This is a genomic window from Tessaracoccus luoxuelianae, assembly GCF_054483915.1.
In genome coordinates this window covers 212,437-228,425 of record NZ_JBTLTG010000002.1, presented here as the reverse complement: position 1 = coordinate 228,425, position 15,989 = coordinate 212,437, and the positions used below count along the sequence as shown (strand labels likewise).

Sequence of the window (15,989 nt, the reverse complement as noted above, 5' to 3'; positions counted from 1 at the left end):
AGCACCGCGACATCGGTCAGTACCTGGCCACAGTCATGCACCGAGGGGATGAACGAACGCCGGGCCATCGCCGTCGACAGGGCTCCGGTCAGGCCGGTGTTCTCGGCCAGCATCCTCAGCCCGATGCTGCCGGCGTGGGCGATCACCGCGCCGCCATCGCCGGTCACGGACATACCGGTGGACCACGAAGTACGCTTCACCTACGGAGTGCCTTCCACTTCAGGGTTTTGAACAGTCGCATGTCCAAGTATCCCGTAGTCAGAAGGCACTCCGGCCTATCTGCAGCACGCGTCGCTCACTCCGCCATGAACGATCGAGGCTAGGTAAGATCATGTGGAAAGTTTTGGAGGCATAAAGATGACGGACGTGATTGAGCGCGACTCAGCGACACCGATCTATCAGCAGCTCGAGGACATCTTTCACGCGAAGATCGCCAGTGGTGAGTGGGCACCCGAGCAGCGCATCCCGTCGGAGAACGAGCTGAACCGGGAGTACAGCCTGAGCCGCATGACGATTCGTGGTGTGCTCAACAAACTGGCGGGTGATGGTCTGCTCATCCGCGTTGCCGGCAAGGGCACGTTCGTCGCCCCGCAAAAGATCAACGCGGTCTCTCCTGCATACAAAGGAATCCGTGAGCAGCTCGAAGTGCTCGGGTACGACATCGCGACGACGTTGATTTCTACGGAGCGCGTTCCCGCGCCGACGAGAGTGCGTGAGCACCTGAATCTGCCGGCGGGCGCCGAGGTCATCGCCATCATACGACTGCGGACGGTAGACGGGAAGCCTCTGAGCGTCCACCGCTCCTTCGTGCCAGCGAGCCTCGCACCGGGACTGGATCAGCTGGATGTCGTCAACGAGCAGCTGTGCGTGGTTCTCGAAGACAAATTCAATCTGTCGATGAAGAGCGTCTCCGAAGATCTGGAAGTCATCGCCGTCGAAGGAACCGACGCCAAGCTGCTGGAGCTGCGCAAGGGCGACCCGGCACTGCTGTTGACGGATGTCATCACGAACCCGGCAGGGACGGCCTTTGAGTACTCGACCATCGTCTTCCGCGGCGATACGGTGCGGCTGAAGTTCGATTACAAGCGTGAGTGAACCCGCCGTGGTGGATGACTCGGGGTCCACCACAGCGGGTCCGCCTGGCTAGGGCATGTCTCCCAATAGCGCGGCCCAGGTGAGGCAGGCGTGGAGGACGGCGCCGGCTCGGTAGGTGATGGCGAGCTTGTCGTAGCGAGTCGCGATTCCGCGCCATTGCTTGATGAGCGCGAAGGACCGCTCGACGACGTTGCGGTCTTTGTAGGCACCTGCGTCGAACGCGGGTGGTCGGCCGCCCTTGCGTCCCTTGCGTTTTCGGGCGGCGATCTGGTCGCTCTTCTCCGGGATCACGGCTCGGATTCCGCGGGCGCGGAGCAAGCGCCGGTTCACCCCACTGCCATAGGCCTTATCCGCCAGAACCGCGTTCGGTCGGGTGCGAGGCCTGCCGCCAGCGATCCTTGGTACGCGGATGTCATCGAGAACCTGCTCGAGCATCGCGCCGTCGTTGCGCTGCCCGCCGGTGACCACGATCGCCAACGGCATCCCGTTGCCGTCGACGGCATGGTGGACTTTCGTTGTCAGTCCGCCGCGGGAGTGGCCGATGCCATGGCCGGCCGGTTCGATCTCCTCAAGCGGCAGAGGTTTGTAATTCGAGAACGCCCCCTGTGTCCTGCTCAGGGCGCGTGGTGTTGGTCGCGTGCTGGTGCGCACGCGCGATCCTTGCGTCGACCGAGACGTCCCAGTCGATCAATCCGGCTTCGTCCGCCTGAGACAGCAACGTCTGCAGCACCCGGTCCCAGGTGCCATCGCCGGCATAGCGACGGTGGCGCTTCCACACCGTCTGCCAGGGGCCGAACTCATCCCGAGGCACATCACGCCAGGGCGTCGAGGTCCGAAACCGGTAGATGATCCCGTCCACGACGCGGCGATCATCACCGAACGGGTGACCACGCCGACCGGTGTTTGACGGCAGCAACGGGGCGATCAACACCCACTGCTCGTCCGTCAATCGGCGAGTGCGGGAGTCCAAAACAGAAGTCACCCGTCAAGAATCGCGCATCAATCATGAGCCATATGGGAGACACGCCCTAGCGGACGAGCAGCCGAATGCGCTCGTCCAGTCCCGCGGCGTCAAGCGCGTATCGAGCAAGCAGTCCTGAGTACGTACCGGTGACGATGTGCTCATGCGGCAACCCGATGGCGTGCACGGGAATTCCCGAGGATGCCAGAGCCTCGCCAACGGCCGCGGAGAGACCGCCGCGGGTGTAGTGCTCCTCGACGGTGATGACGCGTCCGGTGCGATGAGCGGACGCGCGGATAAGCGCCGCGTCAACAGGTTCGACAGTTGGCATCCCGATGAGGTCCACATCGATGCCGTCGTCCGCGAGCCGTTGCACCGCGACCACGACCTCCGGGGTGATGGTCCCCGTCGTGACGACCGTTGCGCGAGACCCTTCCCGAATCATCCGCCCTTCCCCGATGGTGAACGGTGCCTGTGGGAACAGATCGGGGATCGATGGGCCCCCGATGCGCATGTACACGGGCCCGTCGTGCTCAATCATCGCCTTCGCTGCCTCCCGGATCTCTCCGGGGTCCTGGGGTGAGAGGACGACGACACCGGGAAGCATGCGGATGATTGCATAGTCTTCGAGGGAGTAGTGTGTGGGCCCGAGGTCGGAGTAAGTGATCCCTCCGTTGCGACCGACGATCTTGACGTTCTGACCCATGTACGCGATGTCATTGCGGAATGCTTCGTAGTTCCGGTTGGTGACAAACGCTGCGATGGCCGCGAAGACGGGGATCTTGCCGGTCGACGCGAGACCTGCGGCGACGCCCGTCGTTCCGTGCTCCTGAATGCCGAACTCATAGTAGCGGTCGGGGAAGCGCTCGCGGAATGAGCCGAACCCCGACGACAGCCCGCTGTCGGCGGAGAGGACGACGACACGGTCATCGTCCGCAGCGAGGTCGGTCACTGCTTGCCCGAAGGTCTTTCGCGGATCGATAAGAGTAAGCGTCTCAGCAGCCATGGTCGTTCCATTCGCGCAGGTTGTCGATGCGGGCGTGCACTTCACGTTCGGCTCGGTCGAGCTCCTCGACCGTCGGCTTCCAGTAGTGCGAGGCAAGGGTTCCCTCCAGGAAGCTGATGCCCTTCGCCTTCGTCGTGCGAGCAACGACAACGGTCGGCCGGCCCTTTTCGCCATCCGCAACGCTGACAGCGTCGAGGACGGCATCGATATCGTTCCCGTCGATGGTGACGGTATTCCACCCGAACGCCGCGAACTTGTCGGCAATCGGCTCCATGTTCATGACTTCAGCGGTCGGCCCGGAAATCTGCAGATCGTTGACATCGACGAAAGCGACGAGGTTGTCGAGTCGGTGGTGCGCAGCAATCGACGCCCCTTCCCAGTTCGCCCCCTCGGGGAGCTCACCGTCCCCAAGGATGGTGAAAACCCGTCCTCCGTTGCTCGCGGCACGGAGGCCCAGTGCCATCCCTGCAGCAATCGACAGCCCGTGACCCAGGGCACCCGTATTCGCTTCGATGCCCGGAAGCTTGTGAAGGTCGGGGTGACCGCCGAGTTTGCTGCCGACAGAGCCGTACGTGTCGAACAGCGCCTCCTCGAAGTAACCGCGACGCCCGAGAACTGCGTACTGCGCCATTGCTTTGTGGCCCGCGGACAGCAGGAACCGGTCGCGATTCGGGTCCTTCGCGGCTTGCGGGTTGACGCGCATGGTCGCGAAATACAAGGCGGTCACGATGTCGATGCACGAGAGCGCCCCGCCGAGGTGGCCAGAACCGCCTGCCCGCACCATCCGCAGGACGTTGAGGCGTGCGAGCTCCGCCTCGATCTGCAGCGGGATGGCATTCATACGCGAGTGTTCTCGGTTTCGTAGTCGTACAGAGCGGCGAGCTTCGGCGCACTCCGCTCGTTCTCCACGTACGACACCGACAGGTACTCCCGAACGAGTCGCTTGACCGACTCGACGCCGGTGACCTGAGCTCCGAAAGCGACCATGTTGGCGTCGTTGCTTAGCTGTGCACGCTCGGCCTGGTACGCATCCGTGAGCAGGGCGCAGTATGCGCCGGGAACCTTATTCGCCGAGATGGAGACGCCGATGCCGGTGCCGCACATCACGACACCACGCTCGACCTCCTTCGCCGCGACGCTTTCCGCCACCGCAATGGCCGTCTTCGGATATAGGGGGTCGTCGGAGCCGAAATCGCGAACCTCGTGGCCGAGCTCGCGAAGGTAATCAGCGACGGCATCCTTGAGGGTTGTTGCGTTCGGGTCGCAGCCAATTCCAATCAACACGCATGTCTCCTGTCTATACCTGTATAGGCCTGTATATCTGAGGATAGACCGAATCGACGTAAGATGCAAGATCGGACTGGATGGTCCGCCCATCGAACTGGGAGACAGCATGGCCAGAGATGCCCACCCCACTCCGCCGTCGATGCGATCGCTCGACGCGTTGCACCTCGCCGCGGCCCTCGACGTCGGCGACGACCTCGAGGCGATCGTCGTGTACGACGACCGACGCCGCCATCGCGAGCGTGCGGATGCTGTCGGCGTCCGATCCGAACTGCTCGACGCCGATCGAGAGCGAGTTCGCGAGCGAGACCGCAGCCGGATGCCGCGCCGCGAGCGCCCAGCGCAGGGCGGCGTTGACCTCTGGGCACAGTGTCTCCGACCTGTGCATGGCCTCGAGGCTGCTGTCGGTGCGGGCCGTCGCGACGAACACGAGCACGCTCTCGTCGAGGAACTCGGCGTGCTGTCGCAGCACCTCATGGATGACCTCCGGCTCGGTGCGCGAGCGCACGAACTCGCGCGTGACGGCGAGCAGGCGGAACCGCCTCGGGTGTCCGCCCGCGGGCACGATCAACGAGTGGTCGAGCAGGCGCAGCACGACCCCTTCGGCACCCGGATGCGTCACTGCAGCAGCGAGGTCGACGTCGAACGTGCGCGGCAGCGCGCCGAGCCGGCAGAGCACCTCGCGCTCCTCGTCGGTGAGGAGGTCCCAGGTCCACTCGAACGCCGTCTCGAGGGTGCGGTGCCGGCCCTCGGGTACCTCGCGATCGAGGGTCGCGAAGTCGCGCTCGAGGCGCGAGGCGAGCGACAGGTGGCGGGCGACGGCCGCCGCGAGTTCGATCGCGAGCGGCAGCCCGTCGAGACGCGCGCAGACCTCGGCCGCGAGCTCCACCTCACCGGGCGACGGGTGCGAGCCCGAGAGGCGCATCGGCGCCGCTTCGGCTCGCCCGGCCGCCGCCATCAGGTCGGACCGGCTCCCGGCGCCCAGCTTGCGTTTCAGGCTCGCGATATGGCTCTCGACGGTGCGCACCGAGATGAACAACTCCGCGGCGATCTCGGGGTTGCTCAGTCGCCGCTCGACCGCGGCGAGGACCGCGCTCTCGCGAGGGGTCGGTGTGTCTTCACGGGTCGACACGGCGCTCAGTCTAGGACTGTGCGCCGTGCGCCGCATCGGTTCGAGACTCGCTGCATTCGGAATCCGGTCGCCGAGAACAGTGGCTTACGGTCGTGTTGGTTCCGCCAAATGTTTGCTGTTCTCGTCAGCTGAAATGGATGGGCAGAGAGATCTCACGGTTGCGGTGGCGGCTACGCCGGGAGCTTGTCGGCGAGAAGGTCGATCTTCTCGATCTGCGGTTCGGAGAAGAGCACGCCGGTGTTGGGTCCGAGCGCCTGGCCGACACCTCCGGCGAGGTGGGCGTCTCTGGCCTCGTCGTCGGGGAACACGTCGAACACGCCAAAGGTAGAGGGGCCAAACCGGATCGCGAACCAGGCGACAGTGCCTGGCTCTTCCATCACGATCGACCGCGCCCCGGTGAGGAAGTCTGCGAGTTCGGTCTCCTTGCCCGGCAGGGCTTCGAGACGCACGAGGAGAGCTTTGGTCACCTTGAACGGACTTCTTGACTTTGCGGCGGCATGGCACCCGGTCGGCAGTACGCCGCCGTCGGGAACCTTGTCCTGTACTGTACACCGACGAGCGAAACCAGTCTATTCGCACCCAGTTCTGCTGCACTCCGTGAACGATTGGCCTGCCGCCGGCGAACTCCGCGTTCGGATCAACGATCTGTTTCGGCAACGCTGTCATGAAGGAGGAGTGCGACGACGTCGGCACCGGCGTTCTCGACCACGATGCGGATCAGACAGATTGAGAGCCAGCCAGGCCACCATCGGGATAGGAGCCTACCTAGCGGATGATTAGGTGGGTGGGGAGGTAGATCGTTTGAGCCGGGCCGCCCTCCAGACCGTTGATGCGTGCGAACAAGCACTCGGCCGCAGCTTGGCCGATCTTTGCTGGGGCCTGCGCCACGACGGTCAAGGGTTTCCGCAGCAGGTCGGCCAGTTCTAGGTCGGGGAGCGCCGCATCGACAAGCGCAGAGATGGGGGACAACTCGATCGACAGGACGCATCGCGCCTGGATGTCTGCCCTCGAGTTCAGCGGGGACCACCCGCCAGGCTCGGCGGCGATGTTTGTCAGCGATGCACCGTAGCGTCCGCTCCATGACCATGAAGCGATCCGATTTCGGGTCTCTCAGCGATCGCCTGGGGCGGACGCCGAGGAGACTCGACGAGCTGAGGGTGCGTCATGTGTGGCTCGATAGCACCGTGGCCGCTCTGGTGGTTGACCGTCGCAAGACCGCTGGTCAGTGGGAAGGGCTTGTGGCGCGGGTTGAGGACGGTGAACTCCTAGTGGGCTGGGTGAACGGTGACAGGATCTCCAACGTCGAGCAACCGGCTTCGCTCCCCCAGTCTGGTCTCGCACCTATAGAGCCTGCAGGGTGACCGTCTGCTGCACGACAGTAGTGCTGTCAACATCGCGGCTGAAGACGCGAAGGCGTCGGGCCGCTGCGTCGTCGTTGGTGTGACGTGCGTGGGCGGCGCGGCCGGGCCAGGGTTGGTGTTTCTCGTCGCAGGCGCGGCGTTGATCGCGGGTGCGGTCGAGGTAGCCGGGCAGTGCGTAGCGGTGCCATTCCTCGAGCGGCATGGGGCTGGTGGCTTCGCCGGCTTGGTAGCGCATCGCGGCGAGGGTGGAGAGTTCGCGGATCAGGCCTGGGTGTTGCGGCCAGCAGGCGGGTGTGTGGTCGGCGGAGTACCAGGCGTGTTGGGTGTTGAGCCAGATCACGAAGGCGTCGAGCCACTGCCAGGTGTCCTGCCGCAGGTCGGGGTCGGCGATCGAAGTGATGTCCCAGATCCTGGGCAGGATCTCGCCGGTGGCCATGATGGCCTCGGCGGCGTCTCCCCCGCGGGCGAGTATCGCGAGGTCGACCAGGGCAGCAAGCATGCGCTCCGAGGGTTCGGGGAACGGCTCCAGAAGGTTCGTCATCGGGCGGGTCCCTTGTCTAGTCGGTGAGGCCGAGTTGGCGTGAGTAGGAGTGAGCCAGCGCGGTCCTCTCCCTCACCGTCATCGGGTGGGGAGCCCCACTCTCGGGTGTGGTGAGGAGGCGGCGGGCTTGGCGCTGCTGCGTCAGGAGGTGTTTGCCGGGTTTGCCGTCGATGGCGCGGTGGAGGGTGGCGAGGATGGGTTTGCCGTTCTCGGCGACGACGAGGGCGGTGCGGGTGGGGAGTTCGCGGAGTTGTTCGGGGCGGATGACGGGGGTGTCTTCGCCGTGGGTGGAGATCGAGCCGTGTCCGCCGTGTTGGTGGTTGCGGCGGGTGATGCGGCGGGTGCCGAGGAGGTCGCTGATCTCTCGGTTGAAGCCGGCGTCTTTGGAGCCGCCGAAGATGATCAGGCTGTTGGTGAGGTCCTTGATCGCGCGGGCTTGCTGTTCCCCGAAGATGCGGGTGAGCTGGGCCCAGGTCTGGGAGGCCCAGATGAATGAGATGCCCAGCGCCCGCTCATTGGCCATCCGGGTGGCCAGTGTCGGTAGGGGTGCGGTGGAGGGGAGTTCGTCGAGGCAGGCCAGCATCGGTGGACACAGCCTGCCGAACCCACTCTCGTGGGCGAGCTGGAGGGCGGTGTCGAGGACGTGCTCGGCGACGGCGGTCATGAGTGGGGAGGCGGAGACGTAGGGGTCTTCGCGGCCGAGCAGGTAGATGGTGCCGCCTTGGCGGATGAGGTCGGCGATGTCGACGGCCGGCCGGTCGTCGCTAGGGACGCAGCGTTCCCGGCGATCCTTCGTCGCGAAGAGCGCCAGGGCCTGGTCGACGGTGGATTTGGTGTTGCCGGCGGTGCGCTCATCGGTGTTGCTGACCGCGCCGGCGAGGAGGCCGGACCAGTTCGGTTCCGCCATCGGATGCGACCGGAGAATCTCCGAGGGCAGGGTGGCGGTGCGGGGGTTGGCGGACCATTCCAGGACGTCGTTCAACGTGTAGCCGGCCAACGCCGCGGCGTGGAGGTAGCACTGGATGACTTTGGCGGCTTCGGCGGCGTAGAAGCGGGCGGCGGAATCGGCCCCGTCTCCCCCGCTGCCGAGGGTGCCGGCGCAGAACGCTTTGGCGCGCTTCTCGGCCACGGTGGCGTCGACGCAGCCGTCGATCGGGTCCCAGATCAGCTCCGGCAGCCCTGGCGCGGCACCGAACGGGTCGAGCACCGCAACAGGGCCCTTCGCTTGGCGAGCGGCGAGGGTCAGCAGCAGGTCGTCGGGTTTGGTGAGGGTGACAAGGGCGGCGCCGGGGGCTTGGAGGAGGGCGGGGGTGAGGATGTCGAGGGTCTTGCCGGAGCCTTGGGGTCCGATGACGCCGGCGGTGCGGTCCCACGGTTGCCACAGCTGCACCCCCACCGGGACCTTGCTGGTGCCGATCCGCCACCCAACCTCGGTCGGCTCAAACCTGCTCATCGCCGGTGACTCTTTCGGTACAGGTCGGGGCGGATCACGGCCCGGGTGGCGCGGAGCCGGCCGAGCCCGAGGAGCTGTTCGGCCTGCCCGGTGGTGGCCATGCCCTTGAAGCGGCGGCCTGCCGTGACGCGCAGCGCAAGGACGATGGCGGCGGTCAGGCCGGCGATGAACAGCGCGCCGGCGATCGCCCATGCCACCCGGGCCATGCCGACGGCGGTGGTGCCGTGGGTGGTGAGGCCGGCGTGGAGGTTGCCGGTGAGGATGCCCCAGCTGCTGGTGATCAGGGCGGCCGACGGTGGCCAGTGCCAGCCGGCTCCGGCTGCGGCGAGGGTGAGGCTGCGGCCGGCCTGGACGGCCACCACCCCGAGGAGGGCGATGGTGGTGAGGGCGCCGACGGGGGGTTCCCAGGTCCAGGCGTAGCCGTCGTCGTGCTGCGAATCAGTCATGCCCCTTACGAACCCGGACAAGACGAGTCCACAGCGTGAGCCTTCAGACATCAGCGCTGGGCAGGACTGGTCTCTGGTCCGGGGTGCACGGAAGCCTCCGGCGATGGGGGGTCGCTGGAGGCTTCCGGCTGGATGGTGTCGAGGGAGTCGACACCGCTTTGGGTGTGATTCTGGACGCTACCGGGCTGGGGCAAGGCCCGGATACCTACCATCGGCTGCCGTCCAGGCGCGCCGCCCGCTGCTCGGTTGGGTGGGTTTGTCAGGTGGTGATGGTGATGGCGATCCAGCCGTGTGTGCTGTCGGGGTCGAGGATGAGGGTGACGTCGACGACGTCGCCGGTGTCGAGGCGGTGGCGGGTGGTGATCTGCATCGGATCGACGTCGATCACATGGGCTGGGCCGTGCTGGGTGCGGGCGGCGGGGGTGAAGCGGGGGTCGTCGAAGCTGGCGATCAGCGCCTCCGCCGCCACACCCTCGAGGCGCTCACGCCGCCGCTCCTGGTCGACGGTCAACCAGCCGACGACGAACGCGGTGGCCGCGGAGACCGCCGCCACGACCTGGACATCCTCGGGCGGCTCGTCGGGATGCGCATCCACCGTCGACGGGGTGGTGTCGAGTTCGTCGTCGCCGACCCAGCCCTCGGCTGGGTCGCTCTCCCCCACCGATGCCGGTGAGGTGACCGGGTGGGCAGCGGGCGTGGTCGTGTGTGGGGTGGGTGCCTGCATCGGCGTGTCGCTGCAGCCGGCGAGCAGCAGCGCGGCGAGCACTGCGGTGAGGAGACGGTCGGCGGGGTGTGAGGTCACGGGGTGACTCCTCGAGTGCGGAACCATCGGTCAGGATCGGTCGGGATACCGCCGACGCGGACCTCCAGGTGGAGGTGGGGGCCGGTGACGTTCCCGGTGGCGCCGACCCTTCCGATCACGGTCCCGGCGGTCACCGTCTGGCCGACGCGGACGTTGGTGGTGGATTGGTGGGCGTAGTAGATGACGGTGCCATCGGCGGTGGTGAGGGTGGTGAGGTTGCCGTAGGCACAGGCAGACTCGGTGCGGGTGATGGTGCCGTCGATCACGGCGCGGATGGGGGTGCCGGTGGGGGCGGCGAAGTCGAGGCCGGTGTGCGTCTTCTTCCACCGGGATCCGGTGTCCCCGAAGCGGGAGGTGAGGCGGTACTGGTCGACGGGCAACACCACCGAGCCACCGGCGGCTGCGGTGGTGGTGGTGCCGGTTCCTTGGGTGCCGTGGACGGAGATGTGGACGTGGTCCAGATGCGCGGCCGATGGGTCGGGGCCGGTGTAGCAGGACGCGGCCTGGCCGCAGCGTCGCCAGCCCTCATCGGCGCGGGCGACGGACCAGAGGTGTTCGCGCCAGATAACATATGTGACGCCGAGCGCGGTGGCGTTGGTGCGGGCCCATTCCGCGATCTCCGTACCCAGGGCGATTCCGGCTGGGGAGAAGTAGTTGGGGATCATCACGTCGACGGCCCGGCCCGAACCGTGATCTTTCGGGTCTCCAGGGCGGACGCCAAGCAGCGATCGGATCTGCGGCCACTTCGCGTGGATGCAGCGCATCACGCGCAGCGCGTCAGGGGTCTGCCCCCGCTCCGAGGCCATCCCCGTGGGAGCGCAGTCCAAGTTGGGGTCCATCGGGCCGCAGTTGGCGAGGCCGGCGGGTTGCCCCGCGAAGAGGGCGACGAGGGTGCGGGCGAGGCCTTCGTGTTTGGCGTAGGCGTCGGGGTAGGCCGACACCTGCACCTTCTGCGCCGCCTGGGCGACAGACATGTGCTGCCAGCCGTCGATGTCTGTGAGGCCGGGGATGTGCCAACCGGTGAGGGTGGTGTGGCCGAGGTAGAAGGTGCGGGCCTGGTAGGTGTCGTCGGCCAGGATCGTGAGGTTCTCGGTTTGGGTGGTGCCGTCGGCGTACCAGCCGACCAGGGAGCGTTGCTGAAAGAGTCCGACGTCGCCATCCTGGTTGGGGGTGGCGGCGGCGGGGTGGGCGCCGAGGACTGATTCCTGCATGGCGGTGGCGATCCCGACTACCGCGCCGGCGGGGCCTGCGCCGGTGTCGAGTGCCGCCGCGTAGATGAGGGCGGCGCGGTTCATCTGCCCCGCATCCAACTCGATGCCGACCGGGGTGTCGCCGGCCCATCCTGCGCACGTGGCGCTGATGGTCTGGGTCTGGACCTGAGGTCCGGTCAGGGCGCCGGCGAACACGAGGATCGGTGCCAGCGGCACCGTCAGCGCCGCCCCGATCGCGGCCAGTGCCTTCCACATCAGGTCTGCAGTTTCTGGTTGGTGTCGGTCAGGGGTTGTTCGAGGTCGGGGTGGAGGGTGAGTGCGACTTTGTGGAGGCGGGGCCCTACGGCGATGAGGGCTCGGCCTTTGCCTCCCATGGCCCAGCCGGTGACGATGTCGCGGGCGATCGGGCCGAGGTCGAGGAGCTGTTCCAGGTCGTCGGCGACTTCGGCGTCCTGGCCGAAGAGGACCTTGATGTCGCCGAGGTGGAGGAGGTCTTTGGCGATCTGCTGCGCCTGCGACCCGGCATGCCCCGCACCCAGGTAGTCCGAGGGTTTGTGGGCGTTGGCGATCTCAATATCCCCATGAGACCTCGACAGCCGCAGGTCCGCGTCGAAGGAGGAGACGGCGCCGGTTCCGAGGCGGAGTTGTCGCCAGACTTCGTCGCGGACGTTGATCCTGCGCCGGCCGCTCACGTGGCGCATGGCGGTGCCCCAGGAGTTGAGACACATCAACGCCATCCCGACGGCGTCGTCACCCAATGGCATCAGCCTCGAGAGGGACAGGGATTGGATCGGCGCGTTCCAGTCGATGGCCACGGTGGTGGGAGCATCGAAGATGCCTGCGAACACACCCGAGATCAGCTGCGCCACCGCATCGCGGAGCAGTCGGGTGTCGTCGAGGAACGTGTGCCGGTCCGGGTAGCGCAGCTCGCTGATGAGGTGGTCGCTGGGTGAGTGGAGTTGTTGCCACACTTGCGGGATCACGATCGGCCGCAACGCTCGGCTGTCCGAATTGGTGGTGTGGGTGAGTTCAACGAGGACGGCTTTGAGGACCTGTTCCTCCGTCGGTCCCACCGCGACTTTCCTGTCGCCGATGCTTTGGGAGCCGATCAACGACCGGAGGAGGACGAGCCAGCGTCCGAAGATGACCGCCGAACGCCGCTCCTGCTCATCGCGGTTCAGTTGGCCCCAGTTTGTGGCGAGTGGTCCGGGGTCGAGGGGGTTGAGGCGGGTGGGCATGCCGGGGCCGATGGCGAAGGGTTCGACGCCGAAGTGGCGGCACATCAGCTCGTACTCGTCCTTCGGGTCGCCGAGGATCAGGGCCTGGTACCCGAAGGCGAACATCCGGTTGAGGAACGCTTTGACCCATGCGGATTTCCCGCGGCCGGGTTTCCCGAACACGAAGATGTTCGGATTGGTGACCGGTATCGAGTCGTTGAGGACCCAGCCGTGGGGGTCGACGTAGAAGGTGGCTCCGTTGCTCATGTCGGTGCCCATCGGGGCCCCGGTCGGCGGCAATGGGCTGGCGGTGAGGAAGGGCCAGAACACGCCGGCCTGGTCGGAGGTCATCTGGTACCGCTTCACCGCAGGCCGAGACGCCACCCACCCCGCCCCCCTCGCGGGTTTGCCGCGCCAGGGCGGGGCGGAAGTGAACTCACGGGGAAGCTTTGGCTGCTCTGGTGAGGGTTTGGTGGGCAGGGTGTGGCCGAAGTCCGCCAGCAGGCGGTTGATGCTGCGGGCCATCACTGGTGCCTGGTGGTGAGGCTGACCCCCAGCGGGAGGGTGGCGGTGACGAAGGCCAGGTCCTGGGACATGTCGAGGCGCTGCGGTGCCATGCCGCCGCGGCGGATCGCCGCATCCAGCCGGCGGCCGAACTCCGCCACCGGGGACGTCGCGGGAATCGTCGTGGAGCAGAGGGCGTAGGGGTGGCTCATGGTGGCGCCCATCGCGAGCTGCACCTCGACCCGGTCCAGTTTCGCCTGCCGGCGGTGGTCCTTGGCGCCGGTGCGGACCCCGAGCCGGTCCTTCAACCCCTGGCCGAGGCTCTGGCCGAACTCCTGCTGCGCCGCCTTCCGATCCGCGGCCGACTGCTTCTCGATCGGGAACACGATCGCCACACTGCGCCGCTCCACCGCCTCGGACGGGGCCAGGACGTGTCCCCAGCCGCCCATCGTTGCGCCACGCTCGGGCAGCTTCACCGTCGCAGTGACCGTCGCCCACGCATCATGCGCATAGTGCCGCACGGCGGCGTACGCCTGCGCGGGGCCCGCCAACGCCCACGGCACCCCCGCGCACACCTGCAGATCGTTGGCTGCGTCGTGGGCGGCGGCGACAAGGCCGGCGCGGTCGCCGGGGGCGAACCCCAGCCGGACGACCTGCGCCAACTCTGGGGAGGTGAGCCATTCGACGTTGCGTGCGCCGATGGGGCCGGTGACTACTGCTCCGATCTCGGCAGCCAGGGAGAGGAGGGTGTTCATCCGGCCGTCGGTGGCGCCGCCCATGTGTCTGGCTTCCTTGCTGAGGCGGGCCTCAGGGATGACGAGGGTGATGAAGGCTTCGGTGCGGACCCCGGCCTGGGACCAGCGCAGGTGCTCGATCTGTGTGGCCACGCTCGTGACGGGCGCGTCGGGGGTGATGTTGGCGCGTAGCCACAGTTCCCGCTCGGTGCAGTCATCCGGGGTGGTGCGCACCATCAGGTGGATCTCTGAGATCAACTCGCCCCGGGCGGCGGTGTCCAGCAGATCGGTCAGGCCGTCGGCGTACCGGTTGCACAGGGCGTCGGTGGCCATCGCGATCCCGTCATGCTCGATCCGTGCCGTGATCGCCCACGTCCTGGCAGCAGCGTGTTTGATCACCGCGACCCGCCTTTGGGTCAAACCGATGGGTGGGCCGTCCAACACTTCGACGCCGGTCAGGGAGCCGGGCATGTCCAGCTCGTCCAGGTCGCGGAGGGTTCCGGTGGCGGCCTTCGACCGGAAGGTCAACCACCCGCTGAGGCCGGCGACCGCGAACGCGGCGGCGGCGGCGAACCAGCCGACTGCGGGGCGGCCGCCGAGGGGGACGACAGTGAGGAACAGCAGCAGCAGCCACACCGGCACCCACATGATCCCGGCCAGCCAGCGCTGTGAGCTGATCGCCATCCACGCCGGGAACGTCGCCACCGACAGGAACAGCAGCTGGGGGACGCTCAGCCCCCAGATCACGCCGGCCTTCGGGGTGGTGAACGCGTCAAAGGTTCTGGCCGCCATTGTGGTCCTCCGCTTCTCTCACAGCCACAGGAGGCTGGGCCGCACGCTGCGGCTGGGTTGATGTCGTCGTGGTGGCGACCTGCGCCGGATGAGGAGCGCGGCGGATGTCGCCGGCCGGGTCGTACGGGTAGGACGGGTCGCCGGCCCCCATGCCGGAGGTGGTGTCGTTGACCAGCCCGGTGGCGCGGGCGCCGACCTGCTGGAACCCGTCGACGAGCTTCTTCGCGCCGAGGATCACCCCCGCCGCCACCACACCCACCGGCCCCGCCACCGCACCCACACCAGCAGCACCAGCGGCCGCTCCCCCACCGGCAGAAGCACCCGCGCCGGCTGCAGCACCCCCAGAAGCACCAGCGGAGCCCCCCGCGGCTCCCCCGGCTCCGCCGCCGCCGGCCCCGGCTGCGGCCGGGCTGAGGCTGGAGCTCTGCGCCGCGGCGGCACGGCTCGCCGTGGCCGACTCCCCCGCCCCACCACCACCACCGCCACCACTGCCGCCGCTGCGGGTCACAGCGGTGTGGGCGTGGCCGGCGGCTGAGGAGGCGCCGGTGGTGCCGGCGAGGCCGGCGCGGAACGAGGCGCCGCTGGTGGTGCCCGGATCGACGAAGGCCAGCAGCCGGAACAGGGCCACCGGGGAGAGTGCGGCGACGGCGATCATCACCACGCTCGGCAGCGCGAGGGCGACGGCCTCCTGGGCGGAGTCCTCCATCCCGAGGGAGACGCCGGTGGCGAGCTGCACCCCCAACCCGAGCATCAGGGTCATCAGCAGCGGTGCGATGGCGGCGGCGTGGAACCAGCGAAACGCCTTCCAGAACCAGGCTTCGAAGGGCTTGTACATCAGTCCGGCTGCGGCGATGGGGGCGGTGGCGGCGATCACGATCAGGGAAACCGCCCGGCCCAGCATCACCACCAGATGCGCGAAGGCGGCCAGCCACAACACCAACCCGAGCAGCATGAGCACGGTGGCGGTGGTGCCGGTCATCACGCCTTCGGTGAAGTCCAGACCCGTGGGCTCCCAGTCGGCCAGATCGGCCGTGCCCAGCAGCTGGATCCGTAGCGCCGTGTTGAGGCCCTCCACAGCTGTGACCAGGGCGGCGCCGTAGGTGTACCAGAGGGTGCACACCAGCAGGAACTTCACCGCGCCGAAGAGGGCGCCGCCAAGGGAGAGGGCGTCTCGGCGGAGCACGGTGCCGACCAGCTGCACGATCAGCAGCATCAGCGCCAGCGAGAGGCCGAGCCAGAGGGTGAGGCCGTAGACCGACCACAGCGCCGACGACCCGTCGGGGTTGAGGTTGGGGGTGAGGAACCAGTCCCCGAGCTGCAGGATCGCGCGCATCACCCACAACCCGGCGCCCCACACCGCCATGCAGATCGCCACCCACGCGTCCACCACAATCTGACCCCCGGCCGCGGCCAGATCACCGAACAACTCCCCGATCTGCTCCCACATGGC

The 15,989-nt window shown here is 67.5% G+C and carries 18 protein-coding genes; 2 read left to right on the top strand and 16 right to left on the bottom strand.

Annotated elements, in window-relative coordinates; genetic code table 11:
- Nucleotides 1-200: hypothetical protein (locus tag ACX1D1_RS16830; protein WP_459056771.1), on the bottom strand; the 200-nt coding region annotated here is incomplete at its 3' end.
- 157 nt (nucleotides 201-357) lie between these two features.
- Between ACX1D1_RS16830 and ACX1D1_RS16825 the strand changes: the two genes are divergently transcribed.
- The gene (locus tag ACX1D1_RS16825) at nucleotides 358-1,095 is read left to right on the top strand and encodes a GntR family transcriptional regulator (protein WP_459056723.1); all 738 of its coding nucleotides are present in this window, start codon (nucleotides 358-360) and stop codon (nucleotides 1,093-1,095) included.
- A gap of 48 nt (nucleotides 1,096-1,143) precedes the next feature.
- Here the strand turns inward: ACX1D1_RS16825 and ACX1D1_RS16820 are convergent.
- From ACX1D1_RS16820 to ACX1D1_RS16790, 7 genes are all read right to left on the bottom strand, one after another.
- Nucleotides 1,144-2,077, bottom strand: a protein-coding gene (locus ACX1D1_RS16820; RefSeq protein WP_459056722.1) for an IS5 family transposase whose coding sequence is annotated in 2 segments (ribosomal slippage) — nucleotides 1,144-1,698 and nucleotides 1,700-2,077 — 933 coding nt in all. Because the reading frame shifts where the segments join, the coding sequence is not laid out codon by codon here.
- A gap of 46 nt (nucleotides 2,078-2,123) precedes the next feature.
- The gene (locus ACX1D1_RS16815) at nucleotides 2,124-3,062 is read right to left on the bottom strand and encodes a transketolase family protein (protein WP_042540843.1); all 939 of its coding nucleotides are present in this window, start codon (nucleotides 3,060-3,062) and stop codon (nucleotides 2,124-2,126) included.
- Nucleotides 3,052-3,903 (bottom strand): transketolase, encoded by an 852-nt coding sequence (locus tag ACX1D1_RS16810; protein ID WP_042540841.1) that lies wholly within the window; start codon nucleotides 3,901-3,903, stop codon nucleotides 3,052-3,054. Before ACX1D1_RS16810 ends, ACX1D1_RS16815 begins: the two co-directional genes overlap by 11 nt.
- The gene (locus tag ACX1D1_RS16805; RefSeq protein WP_345582446.1) at nucleotides 3,900-4,346 is read right to left on the bottom strand and encodes an RpiB/LacA/LacB family sugar-phosphate isomerase; all 447 of its coding nucleotides are present in this window, start codon (nucleotides 4,344-4,346) and stop codon (nucleotides 3,900-3,902) included. The genes ACX1D1_RS16810 and ACX1D1_RS16805 overlap by 4 nt, the downstream gene beginning before the upstream one ends.
- A gap of 13 nt (nucleotides 4,347-4,359) precedes the next feature.
- On the bottom strand, nucleotides 4,360-5,478 hold the full coding sequence (locus ACX1D1_RS16800; RefSeq protein WP_459056721.1) for a helix-turn-helix domain-containing protein: 1,119 nt from the start codon (nucleotides 5,476-5,478) through the stop codon (nucleotides 4,360-4,362).
- 170 nt (nucleotides 5,479-5,648) lie between these two features.
- Nucleotides 5,649-5,945 carry a putative quinol monooxygenase gene (locus ACX1D1_RS16795; protein ID WP_459056720.1) on the bottom strand — a complete coding sequence of 99 codons (297 nt, stop codon included), beginning with the start codon at nucleotides 5,943-5,945 and terminating at the stop codon, nucleotides 5,649-5,651.
- A 298-nt stretch (nucleotides 5,946-6,243) separates the two neighbouring features.
- Nucleotides 6,244-6,447: a substrate-binding domain-containing protein gene (locus ACX1D1_RS16790; protein ID WP_459056719.1), complete on the bottom strand. Its 204-nt coding sequence runs from the start codon at nucleotides 6,445-6,447 to the stop codon at nucleotides 6,244-6,246.
- Between the two features lie 110 nt (nucleotides 6,448-6,557).
- Here ACX1D1_RS16790 and ACX1D1_RS16785 point away from each other — a divergent pair, with 110 nt between their 5' ends.
- Nucleotides 6,558-6,839, top strand: coding sequence for a hypothetical protein (locus tag ACX1D1_RS16785; RefSeq protein ID WP_459056718.1), 282 nt, complete (start codon nucleotides 6,558-6,560; stop codon nucleotides 6,837-6,839).
- Here ACX1D1_RS16785 and ACX1D1_RS16780 read toward each other — a convergent pair.
- From ACX1D1_RS16780 to ACX1D1_RS16745, 8 genes are all read right to left on the bottom strand, one after another.
- Complete coding sequence (locus ACX1D1_RS16780) at nucleotides 6,820-7,380, bottom strand: hypothetical protein (protein ID WP_459056717.1); 561 nt, start codon at nucleotides 7,378-7,380, stop codon at nucleotides 6,820-6,822. The genes ACX1D1_RS16785 and ACX1D1_RS16780 overlap by 20 nt on opposite strands.
- A gap of 16 nt (nucleotides 7,381-7,396) precedes the next feature.
- Nucleotides 7,397-8,833, bottom strand: coding sequence for a type IV secretory system conjugative DNA transfer family protein (locus ACX1D1_RS16775; protein ID WP_459056716.1), 1,437 nt, complete (start codon nucleotides 8,831-8,833; stop codon nucleotides 7,397-7,399).
- The gene (locus ACX1D1_RS16770; RefSeq protein ID WP_459056715.1) at nucleotides 8,830-9,279 is read right to left on the bottom strand and encodes a hypothetical protein; all 450 of its coding nucleotides are present in this window, start codon (nucleotides 9,277-9,279) and stop codon (nucleotides 8,830-8,832) included. The genes ACX1D1_RS16775 and ACX1D1_RS16770 overlap by 4 nt, the downstream gene beginning before the upstream one ends.
- Nucleotides 9,280-9,538: 259 nt before the next feature.
- Nucleotides 9,539-10,081 (bottom strand): hypothetical protein, encoded by a 543-nt coding sequence (locus ACX1D1_RS16765; RefSeq protein ID WP_459056714.1) that lies wholly within the window; start codon nucleotides 10,079-10,081, stop codon nucleotides 9,539-9,541.
- On the bottom strand, nucleotides 10,078-11,547 hold the full coding sequence (locus tag ACX1D1_RS16760; protein ID WP_459056713.1) for a M23 family metallopeptidase: 1,470 nt from the start codon (nucleotides 11,545-11,547) through the stop codon (nucleotides 10,078-10,080). Before ACX1D1_RS16760 ends, ACX1D1_RS16765 begins: the two co-directional genes overlap by 4 nt.
- Nucleotides 11,547-13,034 carry a putative type IV secretion/conjugal transfer ATPase gene (locus ACX1D1_RS16755; RefSeq protein WP_459056712.1) on the bottom strand — a complete coding sequence of 496 codons (1,488 nt, stop codon included), beginning with the start codon at nucleotides 13,032-13,034 and terminating at the stop codon, nucleotides 11,547-11,549. Before ACX1D1_RS16755 ends, ACX1D1_RS16760 begins: the two co-directional genes overlap by 1 nt.
- A complete protein-coding gene (locus tag ACX1D1_RS16750) occupies nucleotides 13,034-14,539 on the bottom strand; it encodes an SCO6880 family protein (RefSeq protein WP_459056711.1) in 1,506 nt (501 codons plus the stop codon). The genes ACX1D1_RS16755 and ACX1D1_RS16750 overlap by 1 nt, the downstream gene beginning before the upstream one ends.
- Nucleotides 14,520-15,986 (bottom strand): hypothetical protein, encoded by a 1,467-nt coding sequence (locus ACX1D1_RS16745; RefSeq protein ID WP_459056710.1) that lies wholly within the window; start codon nucleotides 15,984-15,986, stop codon nucleotides 14,520-14,522. The genes ACX1D1_RS16750 and ACX1D1_RS16745 overlap by 20 nt, the downstream gene beginning before the upstream one ends.
- Nucleotides 15,987-15,989 lie beyond the last annotated feature (3 nt).

Bases quoted from the DNA above. Each gene is read 5' to 3' on its own strand.
- ACX1D1_RS16785 (WP_459056718.1), top strand. From the start codon at position 6,558: ATGACCATGAAGCGATCCGATTTCGGGTCTCTCAGCGATCGCCTGGGG.
- ACX1D1_RS16810 (WP_042540841.1), bottom strand. From the start codon at position 3,903: ATGAATGCCATCCCGCTGCAGATCGAGGCGGAGCTCGCACGCCTCAAC.
- ACX1D1_RS16815 (WP_042540843.1), bottom strand. From the start codon at position 3,062: ATGGCTGCTGAGACGCTTACTCTTATCGATCCGCGAAAGACCTTCGGG.
- ACX1D1_RS16755 (WP_459056712.1), bottom strand. From the start codon at position 13,034: ATGGCCCGCAGCATCAACCGCCTGCTGGCGGACTTCGGCCACACCCTG.
- ACX1D1_RS16745 (WP_459056710.1), bottom strand. From the start codon at position 15,986: ATGTGGGAGCAGATCGGGGAGTTGTTCGGTGATCTGGCCGCGGCCGGG.
- ACX1D1_RS16770 (WP_459056715.1), bottom strand. From the start codon at position 9,279: ATGACTGATTCGCAGCACGACGACGGCTACGCCTGGACCTGGGAACCC.
- ACX1D1_RS16750 (WP_459056711.1), bottom strand. From the start codon at position 14,539: ATGGCGGCCAGAACCTTTGACGCGTTCACCACCCCGAAGGCCGGCGTG.
- ACX1D1_RS16825 (WP_459056723.1), top strand. From the start codon at position 358: ATGACGGACGTGATTGAGCGCGACTCAGCGACACCGATCTATCAGCAG.
- ACX1D1_RS16780 (WP_459056717.1), bottom strand. From the start codon at position 7,380: ATGACGAACCTTCTGGAGCCGTTCCCCGAACCCTCGGAGCGCATGCTT.
- ACX1D1_RS16775 (WP_459056716.1), bottom strand. From the start codon at position 8,833: ATGAGCAGGTTTGAGCCGACCGAGGTTGGGTGGCGGATCGGCACCAGC.
- ACX1D1_RS16760 (WP_459056713.1), bottom strand. From the start codon at position 11,547: ATGTGGAAGGCACTGGCCGCGATCGGGGCGGCGCTGACGGTGCCGCTG.